Raw genomic sequence first — 15,741 nt, forward strand, 5'->3', positions numbered from 1 at the left:
GTGATGGTCGGCGAAATCCGCGACGCCGAAACCGCCAGCATCGCCGTGCAGGCCGCGCTCACTGGCCATCTCGTGCTGTCGTCGCTGCACACCAATGATGCCGCCAGCGCCATCACCCGCCTGCGCGATTTCGGCGTGGAACCGTTCCTGCTTGCTGCCACGCTGCGTGCCGTGGTGGCGCAGCGGCTGGTGCGCCGGCTCTGCCCCGCATGCCGCACTTCCCATCCGGCCGATGCCGGCACCGCTGCGGCACTGGGCATCGCGGCCGGCACGCCGGTGTGGGCTGCACCTGGCTGCGAGGCGTGCAATCACACTGGCTGGCAGGGCCGGGTGGGCCTTTATGACATCATTCGCATGACCGACGCGCTGGCGCTGCGCATCAATGATGGCGCCACAGCGGCCGATCTGGCTGCGGCCGCCGGCAGCCCCGGTTTGCCGGCGATTGCGGCGCGGGCGGTCGTGGACGGGCTCACCACGCCCGCCGAAGCGCTGCGGGTGATGGGCGGCCAAAATGACTTGGGCGAACCGGAGCCAGCCGATGGCTGAGTTTCGCTACGAAGCGCTAGACATCGAAGGCAAGCCGCGCGCCGGCCGCATCAACGCGCCCAGCAGCGAAGCGGCCCGCGCCGACCTGCTCGACAAGCGGCTGTTTGCCACCAGGCTGGAACCAGCCAGCGACGCCGATACAACGCCGGCGCTGGCCGTGGGCAGCGCCCGGCTGAAGCCCAACGCACTGGGCCTGTTCACCCGCCAGTTGGCAACGCTGGCCAGCGTCACACCGCTGGAAGAAGCGCTGCGCACCATCGTCAAGCAGACCGAAGGCGACAAGGCCCGCGCCGTGCTGACCAACGTGCATGGCGCGGTGATCGAAGGCCGCCGGCTTTCGGACGCGATGGCCCTGGAAGGCGCCAGCTTTCCGCCGTTGTATCGCGCCATGGTCGCCGCTGGCGAAGGCGCGGGCACGCTGCCGCAGGTGCTGGAACGGCTGGCCGCATTGCTCGATCGCCAGGCCGAAATGAAGGGCCGCGTTCAGGCGGCGCTGGCCTATCCGGCGGCGCTGGCCGCCGTGGCCACACTGGCGGTGGCGGCGCTGATGATCTTCGTGGTGCCGCGCATCGCCGAACAATTTGCCGACATCGGCCAGACCTTGCCGCTGCTCACCCGCATCGTCATGGCGCTCTCCCACGCGCTCGCCGCCGGCTGGTGGGTGCTGCTGCTGCTCGGCGCTGGCAGCAGCCTGTTGGCCAACCGCGCGCTCAAGGACGAGGCGCTGCGCCGCCGTTTCGATGCCTGGCTGCTGGGCCTGCCGGTGGTGGGCCGCTTGTTGCGCGATTGGCAGGCCGCCCGGCTGGCGCGCACGCTGGCGATGATGGTGGCGAGCCGGCTGCCACTGGTTGATGGCCTCAAGCTCACCTTGCCCACCATCGGCAACCGCGAGATCCGCGCCCGCGTGGCGCAGATGGCCGACGATATCAGTGAAGGCGCCAGCCTGACCGCCGCGATGCGACGCGCCGCGATCCTGCCGCCGCTGCTCGTCGCCATGGCAGCGGGCGGCGAAAGCGCGGGCAGGCTGGACGTGATGCTGGAAAAGGGCGCCGAAGCGCTGGAACGCGAGTATGATGCCCTCACCCGCTCCGCGCTCGCCCTGCTGGAACCGGCGATCATCCTTGTCATGGGCGGGGCGGTGGCGATGATCGTACTGTCCATCCTGCTGCCCATCCTGCAACTCGAAAGCCTGGCCTCCCCATGACGCGCCGCAACCGACCCACCCCGAACGGCTTCACCCTGATCGAGATGATGGTGGTGATCGTCATCATCGGCATCCTCACCACGGTGGTGGTGCTGAATGTGTTGCCCGATGTGGACAAGGCCGCCATCACCCGCGCCCGCGCCGATATCGCCACGCTGGAAACCGCGCTGACCAGCTACAAGGCCGACACCATGCAGTTCCCAACCAGCCAACAGGGTATCGCCGCGCTGAAAGCGGCCCCCACCGATATGGCCCAGCCGGAACGCTATCGCCCCGGCGGCTATGTGCAGCGGCTGCCCAATGATCCGTGGGGCCATGCCTATCAATATGCCAGCCCTGGCCGAAACGGCCCGTTCGACGTCTGGTCGATGGGCCCCGATGGCCTGACCGGGCCAGGAGGGGAGGCCGATGACATCGGCAACTGGAACCTCTGAAAGCGGCTTCACACTGGTCGAACTGGTGGTGGTGATGGCCATTGTCGGCATCACTAGTGCGGCGCTCGTCCTCACCCTGCCCGGCCCCGACGACCGGGTGCGCAGCGCGGCCGTCAAACTGGCGGCGCAGGCGGCAGCGACGCGCGACATGGCGATTTTGACCGGGCAGAACACCGCCTTCCAGCCGGTCGTGCCGGATGGATTGAACGTCAGCAGCGAACCGGCCGGGCCGATCAGCTTTGACGCCACCGGCCTCGCCACCCCGGCGCGGATCGTGGTGAGCAGCGGCGACGCCAATGCCAGCGTCACCATCGACGCAGCCGGAGGCGTCAATGCGCGCTGAGGGCGGTTTCAGCCTGATCGAGGTGATGGTGGCGCTGGCCATCTTTGGCCTGGCCGCGGTCGCGCTCATTCGCCTGCAGGGTGTCAGCCTTGCCAGTGCTGCCACGCTTTCCGATCGCCAATATGCCGCCATTGTTGCCCGTAATCAGGCGCTGGAGGCGATGCTGTCCGCCGCCCCGCCCAGCGCCGATCAGGGCCGCGAGCGCGCCGGCATCCGCGATTGGGCATGGCGGCGACAGATCAGCCCCGGCCCCGATCCCGGCACCCAGTTGATCAGTGTCGAGGTGATCGGTGACGGCGGCCAGGTGATCGCCGCCGACAAGTTGCTGTGGAGCGGCAAATGAAGAGCAGACCGAGAGCGGCCGGCTTCACCCTGATGGAACTGCTTGTCGGCCTGTTCCTGTTCGGCCTGATGGCGGCGGCGGGCACCGCACTGCTCGCCGGCAGCGTGCAGGCCAGCAGTCAGGCACAGGCGCTGGTGTGGGCGAGCGGCGATCTTGCCCGTCTGCGCGCACTGCTCACCGCTGATGCCGGGCAAGCCGCGCCGCGCCCGTGGCGGGATGGCGAAGGCCGCCCGCACCCGGCCTTTGCGGCCAACGGCGGCGTGTTGTTCACACTGGTGCGGCGCGGTTGGGCCAATCCCGGCGGCCAGCCGCGGGCTTCGCTGCAGCGGGTGGAATGGCTGATCGAGGGCGACATGCTGGTGCGGCGTTCGGCAGCGATGGTTGACGGCCCGGCCGCCACACAGGCCAGTGTGCTGGCGCGCGGTGTGACGGCGGCGCGGCTGCGGGTGCTCACCGCAAAAGGTGGGCAATTGGGCTGGCAAGACGGCTGGAACGGGGAGGCCAACGCCCTGCCCCGCGCCCTTGAATTGACCATTGATGGCCCGCAATTCGGCCGTGTGCGCCAGATCGTGCCGCTGGCGCCCGGGGGTGCGGCATGAACCGGCCCATCCCGCGCCACGAACAGGGCGCCGCGCTGATCAATGTGCTGGTGCTGGTTGGCGTGTTGGCGGCGCTGTCCACCAGCCTGTTCGACCGGCTGCGGCTGGCCCGCCATCTCGATGCCACCCGTGCCGGGCTGGAAGTTGCACGCGGCGCAGCGCTGGCCGGGGAGGCGATGATCCTGGCGCGGTTGCCCCTCCCGCAATTGCCGGCGCGTGCCTTTGCCCTGCCCACGCCCGCCGGCACCGCGACAGTGACGCTGACCCCCGGCGGCAACTGCCTCAATCTGAACGGCGTCGCCGTGGGGCCGCCGGGTCGCACCATCACCCGCCCGCTGGGTGTCGAGCAACTGGCGCGACTGCTGACAGTGCTTGATGTGCCGCAGGCCGAAGCCCAGCGCATCGCCGCAGCGACCGCCGATTGGGTGGATGTCGATCAGCAACCGGGTTCGGGCGGCGCCGAAGACCCAGCATATGCCCGCGCTGCCACGCCCTATCGCACCGCCGGCACACTGCTGGCTGAAGTGAGCGAGTGGCGGGCCGTGGCGGGCGTCACGCCGGCGATTTTTGCCCGCGCCGCGCCGCACCTGTGCGCGCTGCCCGAAGCCGAACTGTCACGCCCCAACATCAACAGCCTGGTGGCGCAAGACGCCCCGGAAATCGCCGCCATTGCCGCTGTACCGCTTGCCAGTGCCCGCGATGTCATCGCCGCGCGGCCGGCTGGCGGCTGGCGCGACATCAGCAGTTTCTGGGCGCATCCAGCCCTGTCGGGTCGGCAGATTGCCGCCGATGCGCTGCGCCAGCCTGACACGCGGGATCGCTTTGTGGCCTTCCGCATGACGACGATAATGGCTGATGTGACACTGGCCGAAACCGGGCTAGTCGACGCCGGCAAGGCGCCGGCCCGGTTGATCCTGCGCCGCTGGGGAGACGAAACATGATGCCAGCCACCTTGCTGGTCACCCTGGCGCCCACGCCGCGCTGGCAGCGGCTGGACGGCGCGCGCCAGATTGCTGCGGGCGATGGCTGGCCCATGCCCGATGCCGCCACGCCGCTGGTGCTGGCCGTTCCCGGCGAAGCAGTGGCTCTGCACTGGCTGGACCTGCCCGATCTGGCCCCGGCACAAGCCGCAGCGGCCGCACGTATGGCCCTGGCCGACCGTCTGGCGCAATCCGATCCCCATATCGCCGTTGCACCGGGCAGCGGCCCGCGCGCCGTGGCGGTGGTCGCCCGCGACGCCATGGCCCTGTGGCTGGCCGAAGCAGCGCGGGCTGGCTGGAAACCAGCGTCGCTCATTCCCGATCCGTTGTTGTTGCCAGCACCGGCCAGCGGCTGGGCAGTGGCACAAGCCGGCGAGCGGCTGCTGGCCCGCAGCGCCAGCGCCGCCTTTGCCGCCGAGGCCGAACTGGCCGCAGCCATGATCGGCACCGATGCGACCATGGCCGTGCGGCCCAGCCTGCCCGAAACGCTGCCGCTGGATCTGCTGGTGGGCGATTATGCGCCCGAAACGCGCTGGCGGCCCGACGCCGGCCAACTGAAACGACTGGCGCTGCTGGCGGCAGCCGTCGTTGGCTTGTGGCTGGGCGGCGACCTTGCCGCCTTGTTGCGCGCCCGCAGTGCCGCCAGCGCCGCCAACGCGCAGCTGGTCGCCTTGGCCCCCAGCACTAATGGCGGCACTGACGACGGCGTCGCTGCCTTGGTGGCCTTGCAGGCACAAGCCCGCCAGCGCGGTGCCGCCGGCGGGTTGGCGGCTCTGGCCGGTCCGGTCGTGCAGGCAATTGGCATGCGGCCGGGGGCCGGGCTGGCCAGCCTGGGCTATACGCCGGCTGGCGGCCTGGTGGCTGGCGTTGCAGGCGGCGCCGGCGAAGCCCAGGCATTGGCCGGTGCGTTGGGACAATTCGGGCTGACGGCTTCGGTTGGCGCCACCCGCGCCACCGCCGATGGCAGTATCAGCGACGTGATGGTGCGCGCACGATGATGGCGATCTTCTCTCCGTGGTGGGCCCAGCGCAGCGACCGCGAACGCATGCTGTTTGGCCTAATGCTGGTGCTGCTGGCAGCGCTGCTGGTGTGGCTGCTGCTGTTGCGTCCGATTGCCGGAGCACGCGCGGCGGCAAACGCCGAGGCCGGCGCTGCTGCCACGCGCCTGGCCCAGGGCGAGGCGCTGGCTGCCGCCATCAAGGCCCGTCCGGCCGCCAGTTCGGCCCCGGTGCTCGACACGCTGAACCGCCGCCTTGGCGAGGCCGGGCTGCAACCGGCGCGACTGGAAGCGCAGGGACCGGGCCAGGCCGTGCTGGAAATCGCCGCCATCAACGGTCGCCTGCTGATCGGCTGGGCCACGGCGCTGGAACAGCGCGACGGGCTGGTGATCGAACAGCTGGAAGCGACCCGCAATCCCGATCAGTCGGTGCAGGCGCGGTTGCTGGTGCGGAGCGCACAATGAAGCGCGGGTTTGGGAAGCGCGAATTTGCTTTGGGCCTTGGTCTGATCGCCGGGCTGGTGGCGCTGGCCCCGGCGCGGCTGCTGCTGCCGGCACCGCCGCTGGCGGCCACTGAGGTGACAGGCAGCCTGTGGCAGGCTGAACTGATCGGCGCGATGCTTGGCCAGATGCCGCTGGGCGATGTCGGGCTGGCCTTGCAGCCGGTCGCATTGCTGCAGGGCCGGCTGAACTGGCAGTCACAGGGTGCCCTGAACGGGCAGATCTGGCGCAGTTTCACCGCCGGCGGCGTATCGGGTTTGACGGGCCGGCTGAACGGCAGCCCCATGCCGAGCCTGCCGCTTTCTGGCATCGACCTTGCCGATGTGATGGCGACGCTGGATGGCGCTGGCCGCTGCGAGGCAGCCGGCGGGCAGGTGACAGCCGATCTGGCACTGCCACTGGCCGGGCAACGCCAACTGGCCGGCGCGCCACGCTGCGACGGCGCGGCGTTGCTGTTGCCGCTGGCCAGCAGCGATGGCCGGGTGCGGTTGGACGTGTCGAGCAGCGTCGGCCGCTGGACAGCGCGACTGGTGGTGGCCGGCGCCGGTCCGGGCGAAGCCGCGGCGCTGGTCGCTGCCGGTTTCCGCAGCGAGGCGGACACATTGATCAAGGAAGCAGGCGGCGCATGAGCATCACGGTCCTTCTGGCGCTGCAACTGGCTACGGCGCAGCCCGCGCTGCCACCACCCTTCAGCGAGCTGCCGCAGCAAGTGCTGGAATCCGGCCAATGCGCGCTGTTCCTGTGGGATCGCGGATCGGGCAAGCGCATCGGCATGCTGAACCGCACGCCGCCGCTGTTGCGGGCCATCATCGATGGCCGCTCCACCGATCTGCCGGTTGAAGCACGGGAGGGCGACGAAGTGATGGGCTTTGCCCCCATCAGTCGCTTCCGTTCGGCCACGCGCAGTTTCGAGGTGCGGCTGACCATCCTGCCTGCCACCGCCGGCGGCGCCGTGGTGCGCGACGGCAGCCTGACCATCACCGAAACCGATGGCAGCGCCATCGTGCTGCCGGTGGCGGGCCTGGCCGGCTGCCCCCAGTGAAGCCGGCTCGCCGCGCCAACACGCCAAGGGAATGGGCGCTGGCCATTGGCGGCGGCCTTGCCTTGTCAGCCAGCCTGGTCTGGGTGTTGCGCAGCGACGAGCCGATGCCGACCCCAACGCTGGCCGCTGTTCCAACGCCGGCGCCAACGCCACCACCAGCGCCGGTCGCCGCTGCACCTGTCGATCTGAAACTTGCCGGCCTGCGCGCCGGGCCGGATGGCGGCATGGCCATCGTGGCGGCCGGGGGGCGGCAATATCTGCTCCGCCCCGGCCGTGTCATGCCCGGCGGCATCAAACTGCTGCGGGTGGAACCTGGCCGCGCCATCCTGGCTGGCCCTGCCGGCGAAATGGTGCTGGCCTTTGCCGACAGCGCCCCTGCCAGCGCCCCAAGCAGAGCTGGGCCGCCCACCCTGCCCGGCGGCGACCCCACGCCGTGGCAACTGGCGCTCAGCCCGGTGAAGCAAGGCGGCCGCATCGCCGGCTGGCGGCTCGACACGCTGGCCAGCCTGCCGGCGCTTGCCCGAGCCGGGCTGAGGCCGGGCGATGTGCTGGTTTCGGCCAATGGTAGCGAGCTGATTTCGGAAGAGAAGATCATGGAACTGCCGCAGGAACTGGCCACCAATGGCCGCCTGCAGATCGGCTATCGCCGCGGCAATCAACTGCGTGAAGCGGTGGTATCACGCTGAGTCCTTCTGGTTGCAGGCGTCATTAAACTGCAATCCCAATGTCACGAAATCGCAACTTCGCCGTAACTCAACTGCCACGAATCGCGCCTAGACGGCAGCTCATCGTGGGCGTGCCGCAGGCCAAAGAGCGTGCCCCATTTTGTTCAAACCACACGGCCAACAGGGGTGACCCCATGATCCGCTCAGACAATATCCGCCTTCGCACGCTTCTCATGATTGGTTCGGCGCTGACGCTTGCCGCCTGTGATGGCGCCAAGAACATTGCTTCGCCCGGCGAAGGCGCCATCGTGCCAGCGCCGACCCCGACTCCGACGCCAACCCCCACGCCGACCCCGACGCCAACCCCGACCGGCCCTGCCGATAGCTGCCCCGCCGGCACCACCAACGTTGGCGTCATCAACAATCTGCGCAACTGCCAGATTTCCGGCACGATCTCCGGTGGCCTGACGCTGGCCAACATTCGTGGCGTGGTTTATTCGCTGTCGGGCCGCGTCAACGTCGGCGTCGATCTGGGCGCTGATCCGGGCGCGCCGGCCGCTGGCGGCGTGCAGGGCATCCTCACCGTCGATCCGGGCGTGGTCGTGTTCGGTTCGTCGGGCGCTGATGCGCTGGTGATCAACCGTGGCTCGCAGATTTTCGCTGAAGGCACCGCCACCCGCCCGATCGTCTTCACCAGCCGTTCCAACATGGAAGGCGGCGTGAACGACAGCTCGATCGGTCAGTGGGGCGGCATCGTGCTGCTGGGCCGCGCGCCGATCCACACCTGCGTTGGTGCCGGCGCGACGCCGGGCACCGTCAACTGCCAGTCGGCGGTCGAAGGCCTTACCGGCGCCTTCTACGGCGGCGGCAGCCCGGCAGACAACTCGGGCCGTCTGGCCTATGTCCAGGTGCGTTATCCGGGCTTTGAAGTCAGCCCCGGCAACGAGCTGAACGGGATCACCTTCGGCGGCGTCGGCAGCGGCACCACCGCCAACTTCATCCAGGTTCACAACAGCTCCGACGACGGCATCGAATGGTTCGGCGGTCGCGTCAATCACCGTCGCCTTGTCATCACCGGCGCCGACGACGATTCCATCGACACCGATCTGGGCTTCAAGGGCCTGCTCCAGTATGTGTTGGTGGTGCAGCGCACCAACGGCGGTGACCGTGTGATCGAAGCCGATACCGCCGGCGGCGAAACCCGCACGCCGCGTTCCAACCCGCGCATCGCCAATTTCACCTTCATCGGCAACCGCACGCCTGATACCGTGCTGCTGCGCGGCGGCACCGATTACGGCCTGGTGAACGGCATCATCCAGAACACCACCGCCACCGGCCTGTGCCTCGACATCGATGGCGCGCAAACGGTGGCCGCTGCCGATCCCGCCATCGACGAAGCCGGCGCGCCGATCTTCCGTTCGGTGATTTTCGGTTGCTCGGGCGCTGCCCGCGACGAAAGCGACGTGCCGTTGGCCAGCATCACGCCTGTCATCACTGGCAACAACAATTTGCTGCCGCCGGTGGTGCTGACACTGACCAACATCTTCCTGCCGGGCACTTTTGAAACGGCCGCGGTCGCGACCAACCCGCGCACGGCCTTCACCGGCACCGGCACCTTCTTCGATGAAACCACCTTCGTCGGTGCGTTCCGCAATGCCGCCGACACCTGGTACACCGGCTGGACCTGCGGCGTTGGCACGGGCGCCACCGCCTGCACCGCAGCGCCCTCGCCGATCCAGTAAGCGCCGATCCAGTTAGCGCCGGGGCCGGCAGCGCGAATATCGCCGCTGCCGGCCGCCGCACCTCGACCGGGGACATCAAGATGAAAAAACCGCTGCCTTTCCTGCTTTCGACCTCCATGATGGTGGCGTTTGCTGCACCTGGCTGGGCTCAAACCGCCCCGCCGCCCGCCCCCGAGCCGGCTCCGGCCGCCGAAGCGCCGCCGGAAGAAGAGCCGGTCGACATTTCGATCCCGGGTGGCGGTGGCAGCGAAATCGTCGTCATCGGCAAGCGCATCCCCAATACGGTGCGGCTCAGCCGCGAAGTCGTCTCGGTGCTGAGCCAGGCCGATATCGCGCGTTCGGGTGAAGGCGACATCGCTGGTGCCCTCAAGCGCGTGACCGGCCTGAGCGTCGTTGGCGGCCGCTATGTCTATGTCCGCGGGCTTGGCGAACGCTACTCACTGGCGCTGCTCAACGGTCTGCCGATCCCGTCGCCGGATCCGCTGCGCCGCGTGGTGCCGCTTGATCTGTTCCCGACCTCGGTGCTGGCCTCGTCGGTTGTCCAGAAAAGCTATTCGGTCAATTTCCCCGGTGAATTCGGCGGCGGTGTCATCAACCTGACCACCCGTGCCGTGCCCAAGGAAGCCTTTTTCACGATTGGCGGCAGCATCGGTGCCAACACCGCCACCACCGGCCAACTTGGCTATGTCTATTCCGGCGGCCGCACCGATTGGACCGGCTATGACGACGGCACCCGCCGTCTGCCCACCGGCATTCAGGCCAGCCAGAACGCCGGCACGGCACTGGCCGTGGGCGGCAATTATTCGCTGCGCCAACTGCAGGACATCACCGCGACGCTGACCAACGCGCCGACCAACGTGATCTTCAGCAACGACAATATTCCGGTGAACTGGAGCGGCAACATGTCGGGCGGCCGCGCCTGGGATGTGGGTGACGCGCGCATCGGCTTCGTGTTTGCCGCCGGCCTGTCCAACGATTGGCAGACCAAGGCCGGTAAGCAGCAGCTGTCCGGCGGTGCCGCTGTTGGCGCCAACGGTGAACTGGGGCTCAACCCGGATCAGGATTTCAACTTCGCCGCGACCGAATTCCGCAGCGTGGTCAACGGTTTGTTCAGCATTGGCGCCGAATTTGGCGACCACAAGATCCGTTTCGCCAACGTCTATGTGAACGACACCATCAAGGAAGCCCGCATCCAGGCCGGCACCGATGACATCAACGTCGGCCGCGATGTGCTGCTGCAACGCAACGCCACGGCGCAATTCCGCCGGCAGTTGATCGACACGCAGTTCGTTGGTGAATTCAAGTTCGATGATCTGACCGTGGATCTGCGCGGCACCTACGCCAATTCGAAGCGTCTGGCGCCGTATGAGCGTTTCAACAATTATGCCTTCTCGGCGCAGTTCAACGATTATGTGAACGATCTGCGTTCGCCGGGCCAATCCAGCCTGGTCGCCTTCAGCCGCCTGAACGAAGACGTTTATGGCGGCGGCCTCGATCTGGGTTACAAGTTCCGCAATGGCCCGTTCCCGATCAAGCTGACCGCCGGTTACGCCTACAGCAAGGCCGACCGCGTGTCGGAGCGTTTCGATTATCGCTATCAGACCAACGCCGCCCTGCCCGGCACCGTATCGCAGCAGCGCCCGGATTTCCTGCTGTCGGATTTCAACGTCTATACCTACGGCATCATCCTCAACACCATCTCCACCGTGGCGCCGCGCTATGACGCGGGCCTGACGGTGCATGCTGGCTATGGCCAGATTGAAATCGAACCGACCGATGGTGTGCAGGTGGTGGCCGGCGTGCGTTACGAAGACGGCCGTCAGAACGTGACGCCGATCGATGTGTTCAACGCCAACCCCGGTTCGGCCTTCAACACGCCGACCAACATCAACGAAGATTACTGGCTGCCGGCGCTGACCGTCACCTGGAACTTCGCTGAAGACATGCAGCTGCGCTTTGCCGCATCCAAGACCATCGCGCGTCCGCAGTTCCGCGAACTGGCGCCGCAGCCTTATTTCGACACCGAAAGCGATCGTCTCAGCTTCGGCAACCAGTTCCTCAGCAACTCGGAACTGATCAACATCGAAGCCCGTTATGAATGGTATTTCGGCAAGGATGAACGCCTGGCCATCGGCGGCTTCTTCAAGGATATCGACAATCCGATCGACGCCATCGCCTTCGTGCAGGGCGGCACCTTCCAGACGACGTTCGCCAACGTGCCGAACGCCCGCCTGTATGGCGCCGAAATCGAAGCCCAGAAATATTTCGACCTGTCGGGCTGGGGTGACTTCTTTGCCACCCGTCGCTTCTTCGTCTCGGCCAACTACACCTTCACCGACAGCAAGCTGCGCGTGAAGGCCGGTGATACCACCCGCTTCCCGCTGTCGGGTGCGGTAGTGCCGGCGACCGACATCTTCAAGAACGGCCTGCCGCTCACCGGCCAGTCCGATCATGTCGCCAACCTGTCGTTCGGCTTCCAGGATGATGAAGGTCTGTCGGAACAGACCATCCTGTTGAACTATGCCAGCAATCGCGTCGCCTTCCGCGGCCCGTCGGGTCAGCCGGATCTGGTCGAAAAGCCCGGTCTGCGTCTCGATGTCGTCGTCCGCCAGGGCTTCAAGCTACTCGGCACCGAACTGGAAGTGAAGCTGGAAGGCCGCAACCTGACCAACACGCGTTATCAGGAATTCCAGCGCCTCAATGCCAGCCGCATCGATACCAACACCTATGTGCTGGGCCGCACCTTCCAGGCGAGCGTTTCCGCCAAGTTCTGATGACCCTAGTGACTGCGTAATTGCCGTCGGCACCCTGCGTGCCGGCGGCTTTTTCCTGTCAGACCACCGCCGGATATCGGCGCGGGCGATCGCGGAACCAGGCGGTGACGACATATTTGGTGCCAGCCCGCACCGGCATCCCGGCATGCAGGGTGAAACTGTTGACGCCGCCATCGGCCAGCCGGTTGTTCCACGCCAGCAATTTGCCCGTCTCCGGCTGGATCATCTTGTTCAGATTGACAAAGCGCGTCGCGCCGCCGGCCTGGGGCTCGTTGAGATAGACCATCAAGGTCCAGGTACGCTGGCCGCCATCTTCGGTGTGCGGGAAGAAATCCAGGCCGGTCGGCTCGAAATAGTCGGTGTGCGCCTTGAACTGCTGGCCCGGGGCATAACGCTGGCCCTGCAGCGTTTCGGCATGCGCAAGATCAAGCCCGGCATGTTCGGCCAGCCGGCGATAGACGCTGGCCACCAGCGGATTGCTGGCCGGCAGATCGGCCGTCTCGCTGGTGCGGAAATCATCGCTGGCCCCATAGGCATCGGTGATGGTGGAAGGCCGGCGCAGCGTGTCGATCAACGCAATCAGGCCGGCGCATTCATCGGGGCTGAGGAATTTCTTCTGCTGGAACAGCTCCACCCGTTTGTCGGGCACGCGCTGGGCGCCGGCAATTCTCATCGAAGCATCTCCAGCCAAACCGGCCCCAGCCATAGCATTATCAGCGCCACGCCGGCCAGCAGGGCACCAAACGGCAGCCGCGTGGCAGCGGTCACATCCCGCCCGCGAATATGATCCCAGCCGGCCAGCGCCAGGCCCAGCCCAGCCGCACCGGTGATCAGGAACGGCAGGCTCCAGCCGCCGAGCAGCGCCCCCAACCCCGCAAGCAATTTGGGATCGCCGCCGCCCAGACCGTCACGCCCGCGTAGCCGCCGGTAAAGGAAGCCGATCAGCCACAACCCGGAAAAGCCCAGCCCCGCGCCCCACAGCCGCTGTTCCACGGGCAGCCCCGGCAGCAGCAGCGCAAACGGAATGAACGGCAAGGTGAGCGCATCGGGCAGCCACTGATGTTCGGCATCCAGGATCAACAGCGCCAGCAACCACCACGCCGCCAACGCCAGTGCCAGCCCCTCCAGCGACGGCGTGCGCCACAACAGCCCCGCCCCGATCACAGCGGCGACCAGTTCGATCTGCCAGTGTCGGACGGCAATCGCAGCGCTGCAGTGCCGGCAGCGCCCACGCTGCAGCAGATGAGAGAGCAGCGGCACCAGTTCCGCCGCGCCCAGCGTGTGGCCACAGCCATCACAGCGCGACCGGCCCAGCAGGGTTTCACCTTTTGGCCAACGCGACGTCAGCACGGCGATGAAGCTGCCCAGCAGCAGGCCAAGCCCGCCGCCGATGGCCGCCCACAGGCCCAGCATTTGGGGCATCAGGGGATCAGGATCTGGCGAATGGCCTGCCCGCTGGCCAACGCATCAAGCGCGTCGTTGATCTCGCTCATCGGCCGCACGCAGGTGAGCAGCCGTTCCACCGGCAAGCGCCCGGCCCGCCACAAGGCGACATAGCGCGGGATGTCGCGCGCCGGCACGGCGGAACCCATGTAACTGCCGATGATGGTCTTGGCTTCGGCCACCAGGCTGACGGCGGGGATGGTGAACGGATCGGCCGGGTTGGGCAGGCCCACCGTAACGATGCGCCCGCCGCGCGCCGCCGTGCGATAGGCCTGCGCCAGCACATTGCCGCTGCCCACGCTTTCGATGGCCACGCGGGGCGCGCCATATTGGGCAAAGGCTTGTGCGGCATCGTCGGGCGCTACGGCTGCGCGCGCGCCCAGTTCGAGGGCCAGCGCGCGCTTTTCCGGCACCGGATCGATGGCAATCACCGGCTCTGCACCGGCTGCCACTGCGCCCAGCAGGGCAGCCAGGCCAACACCACCGAGGCCCCAGACAGCGACGCTTTCGCCGGGGCGCACGATGGCCGAATTGAACACCGCGCCAACGCCGGTCAGCACCGCGCAGCCGAACAGCGCCGCGATCTCGGCCGGGATATCATCATCGATCACAACGCAGCTGCGTTCATCGATCACGGCGTGCGTGGCAAAGGCCGACAGCCCGAGATGGTGGTGCACAGGGTGCCCGCAATCCGACAAGCGGAACCCGCCGCCCAACAATTCGCCCTTGCCGTTGGCTGCCGCACCGTTGCTGCACAGCCAGGGCTCGCCGCGGTGGCAGGCTTCGCAATGGCCGCAGGCCGGCAGGAAGGCCATCACCACGCGGGCACCGGGCCGCAACCGCGCGCCGGGCCCGGCGGCTTCGACGCGCGCCACGGCTTCGTGGCCCAGCGCCATCGGCAGCGGACGCGGGCGATCAGCGTTCACCACCGAAAGGTCGGAATGGCACAGGCCAGCCGCTTCGATGCGCACCAGCAGTTCGCCCGGCCCCGGCGGCGCCAGATCGAGCGGCTTCAGGCTGATTGGCTGGCTGACGGCATATGGCTGTGATGCGCCCATGGTGGACAGCACGGCGGCGGTAATCTGGCTCATGGCTGCACCCTATCGGGCAAACGCGCGGCCGCCAATGTGGCGCGGGCCAGGGCAGCGGTGGAATCGATCAGCGGCATCGCCACATCGGCCTGTGACAGCAGCAACGGCACTTCGGTGCAGGCGGCAATCACCACATCGGCCCCGGCCGCCGCCAGCCGCGCGGCCTCGCCGGCCAGTGCGCCGCGCACTGCATCGCTGCGGTCACCGGCCTTGATGGCATTCACGGCTGGCTGCACGATGGCCAAATCGCCATTCAGCACCGGCACCGGGCTGGCCCGGCCATAAAGATCAAGCGCCAGCGTCGCGCCAACGCCCAGCACGCCGATGCAGCGTGGGCCATGCGCCATGGCTTCGGCCACAGCCGCATCGATCATCGAGATGAACGGGGCGGCGGTGATGGCATCGGCCCAGCCGTGGGCGGCGTTGCACGGCATGGCCAGCACCTCGGCTCCCTGCGCCACCAACCCTTGCGCCATTGCGGCCAGCGCCGGGCCCGGCGATGCCGCACCGGTGAGCGCCGCCGCGTTGCGGTCGGGCACGTGCGGGTTTGAATCCACCAGCACGCGCGGGTGATCGCTGTCGTCGGCGGCGGCAACGCCAGCCACCAGCCGGCTGAGAAAATCAGCCGTGGCCGCCGGCCCCATGCCGCCGATCACGCCGATCGTCCGATAGCGTAGCATCAATTGTAATCGGGATCGCGCAGCACGCCGGCAAAGGCCGACAGCGATGGCGAGCCGCCGGTATGCAGGAACAGCACCCGCTCATCCTTGAAGGCGCCAGCCCGTGCCAGCGCGATCAGCCCGGCCATCGCCTTGCCGCTGTAAACCGGGTCGAGCAAAATGCCTTCTTGTCCCGCCAGCAGCCGCACCGCCTCCACCATCTCGCGGGTGGGCAGCGAGTAACCGGGGCCGACCCAATCCGCCAGCGCCACGATGTCGGCGGCCTGCGGCTGCGGCGTGCCCATCAGATCGGCCGTCGCCTGCGCCAACTTCAGCACATTGGCTTCCTGCTCAGCTTGGCGACGGCGCACGTTGATG

At 67.8% G+C, this 15,741-nt stretch carries 19 protein-coding genes; 14 read left to right on the forward strand and 5 right to left on the reverse strand.

The genetic code is table 11. The features are described 5' to 3' along the window. The 14 genes from RMO81_RS07170 to RMO81_RS07235 all read left to right on the forward strand — a co-directional run. A partial coding sequence (locus RMO81_RS07170) for an ATPase, T2SS/T4P/T4SS family (RefSeq protein ID WP_310475122.1) occupies positions 1–546 on the forward strand: 546 nt, incomplete at its 5' end. After that, complete coding sequence (locus RMO81_RS07175) at positions 539–1,750, forward strand: type II secretion system F family protein (RefSeq protein WP_310475123.1); 1,212 nt, start codon at positions 539–541, stop codon at positions 1,748–1,750. The genes RMO81_RS07170 and RMO81_RS07175, both read left to right, overlap by 8 nt. Next, positions 1,747–2,184: a type II secretion system major pseudopilin GspG gene (gene gspG, locus RMO81_RS07180; RefSeq protein ID WP_310475124.1), complete on the forward strand. Its 438-nt coding sequence runs from the start codon at positions 1,747–1,749 to the stop codon at positions 2,182–2,184. Before RMO81_RS07175 ends, gspG begins: the two co-directional genes overlap by 4 nt. Continuing rightward, complete coding sequence (locus tag RMO81_RS07185) at positions 2,159–2,527, forward strand: prepilin-type N-terminal cleavage/methylation domain-containing protein (protein ID WP_310475125.1); 369 nt, start codon at positions 2,159–2,161, stop codon at positions 2,525–2,527. The genes gspG and RMO81_RS07185 overlap by 26 nt, the downstream gene beginning before the upstream one ends. After that, complete coding sequence (gspI, locus tag RMO81_RS07190) at positions 2,517–2,870, forward strand: type II secretion system minor pseudopilin GspI (RefSeq protein WP_310475126.1); 354 nt, start codon at positions 2,517–2,519, stop codon at positions 2,868–2,870. The genes RMO81_RS07185 and gspI overlap by 11 nt, the downstream gene beginning before the upstream one ends. Beyond that, positions 2,867–3,469: a type II secretion system minor pseudopilin GspJ gene (gene gspJ, locus RMO81_RS07195; RefSeq protein WP_310475127.1), complete on the forward strand. Its 603-nt coding sequence runs from the start codon at positions 2,867–2,869 to the stop codon at positions 3,467–3,469. Before gspI ends, gspJ begins: the two co-directional genes overlap by 4 nt. Next, a complete protein-coding gene (gene gspK, locus RMO81_RS07200) occupies positions 3,466–4,410 on the forward strand; it encodes a type II secretion system minor pseudopilin GspK (protein ID WP_310475128.1) in 945 nt (314 codons plus the stop codon). Before gspJ ends, gspK begins: the two co-directional genes overlap by 4 nt. Continuing rightward, positions 4,407–5,447, forward strand: coding sequence for a type II secretion system protein GspL (gene gspL / locus RMO81_RS07205; RefSeq protein WP_310475129.1), 1,041 nt, complete (start codon positions 4,407–4,409; stop codon positions 5,445–5,447). Before gspK ends, gspL begins: the two co-directional genes overlap by 4 nt. Continuing rightward, on the forward strand, positions 5,444–5,911 hold the full coding sequence (gspM, locus tag RMO81_RS07210; protein WP_310475130.1) for a type II secretion system protein GspM: 468 nt from the start codon (positions 5,444–5,446) through the stop codon (positions 5,909–5,911). The genes gspL and gspM overlap by 4 nt, the downstream gene beginning before the upstream one ends. Beyond that, on the forward strand, positions 5,908–6,576 hold the full coding sequence (gene gspN, locus RMO81_RS07215) for a type II secretion system protein N (protein ID WP_310475131.1): 669 nt from the start codon (positions 5,908–5,910) through the stop codon (positions 6,574–6,576). Before gspM ends, gspN begins: the two co-directional genes overlap by 4 nt. Next, on the forward strand, positions 6,573–6,989 hold the full coding sequence (locus RMO81_RS07220; RefSeq protein ID WP_310475132.1) for a hypothetical protein: 417 nt from the start codon (positions 6,573–6,575) through the stop codon (positions 6,987–6,989). Before gspN ends, RMO81_RS07220 begins: the two co-directional genes overlap by 4 nt. Continuing rightward, positions 6,986–7,675: a hypothetical protein gene (locus RMO81_RS07225; RefSeq protein ID WP_310475133.1), complete on the forward strand. Its 690-nt coding sequence runs from the start codon at positions 6,986–6,988 to the stop codon at positions 7,673–7,675. Before RMO81_RS07220 ends, RMO81_RS07225 begins: the two co-directional genes overlap by 4 nt. Positions 7,676–7,848: 173 nt before the next feature. Then, positions 7,849–9,396 (forward strand): hypothetical protein, encoded by a 1,548-nt coding sequence (locus tag RMO81_RS07230; RefSeq protein WP_310475134.1) that lies wholly within the window; start codon positions 7,849–7,851, stop codon positions 9,394–9,396. An 80-nt stretch (positions 9,397–9,476) separates the two neighbouring features. Beyond that, positions 9,477–12,170: a TonB-dependent receptor domain-containing protein gene (locus RMO81_RS07235; RefSeq protein WP_310475135.1), complete on the forward strand. Its 2,694-nt coding sequence runs from the start codon at positions 9,477–9,479 to the stop codon at positions 12,168–12,170. Positions 12,171–12,228: 58 nt separating this feature from the next. Here RMO81_RS07235 and RMO81_RS07240 read toward each other — a convergent pair whose 3' ends face one another. The 5 genes from RMO81_RS07240 to RMO81_RS07260 form a co-directional block, all read right to left on the reverse strand. Continuing rightward, complete coding sequence (locus RMO81_RS07240) at positions 12,229–12,843, reverse strand: 2OG-Fe(II) oxygenase (RefSeq protein WP_310475136.1); 615 nt, start codon at positions 12,841–12,843, stop codon at positions 12,229–12,231. Then, the gene (locus RMO81_RS07245) at positions 12,840–13,583 is read right to left on the reverse strand and encodes a prepilin peptidase (protein WP_310475137.1); all 744 of its coding nucleotides are present in this window, start codon (positions 13,581–13,583) and stop codon (positions 12,840–12,842) included. The genes RMO81_RS07240 and RMO81_RS07245 overlap by 4 nt, the downstream gene beginning before the upstream one ends. 8 nt (positions 13,584–13,591) lie before the next feature. Continuing rightward, complete coding sequence (locus RMO81_RS07250; RefSeq protein WP_310475138.1) at positions 13,592–14,704, reverse strand: zinc-binding dehydrogenase; 1,113 nt, start codon at positions 14,702–14,704, stop codon at positions 13,592–13,594. After that, complete coding sequence (locus RMO81_RS07255) at positions 14,701–15,384, reverse strand: amino acid racemase (protein WP_310475139.1); 684 nt, start codon at positions 15,382–15,384, stop codon at positions 14,701–14,703. The genes RMO81_RS07250 and RMO81_RS07255 overlap by 4 nt, the downstream gene beginning before the upstream one ends. After that, positions 15,384–15,741: pyridoxal-phosphate dependent enzyme (locus RMO81_RS07260; RefSeq protein WP_310475140.1), on the reverse strand; the 358-nt coding region annotated here is incomplete at its 5' end. The genes RMO81_RS07260 and RMO81_RS07255, both read right to left, overlap by 1 nt.

The organism is Sandarakinorhabdus sp. (genome assembly GCF_031422795.1).
Lineage (GTDB): Bacteria > Pseudomonadota > Alphaproteobacteria > Sphingomonadales > Sphingomonadaceae > Sandarakinorhabdus.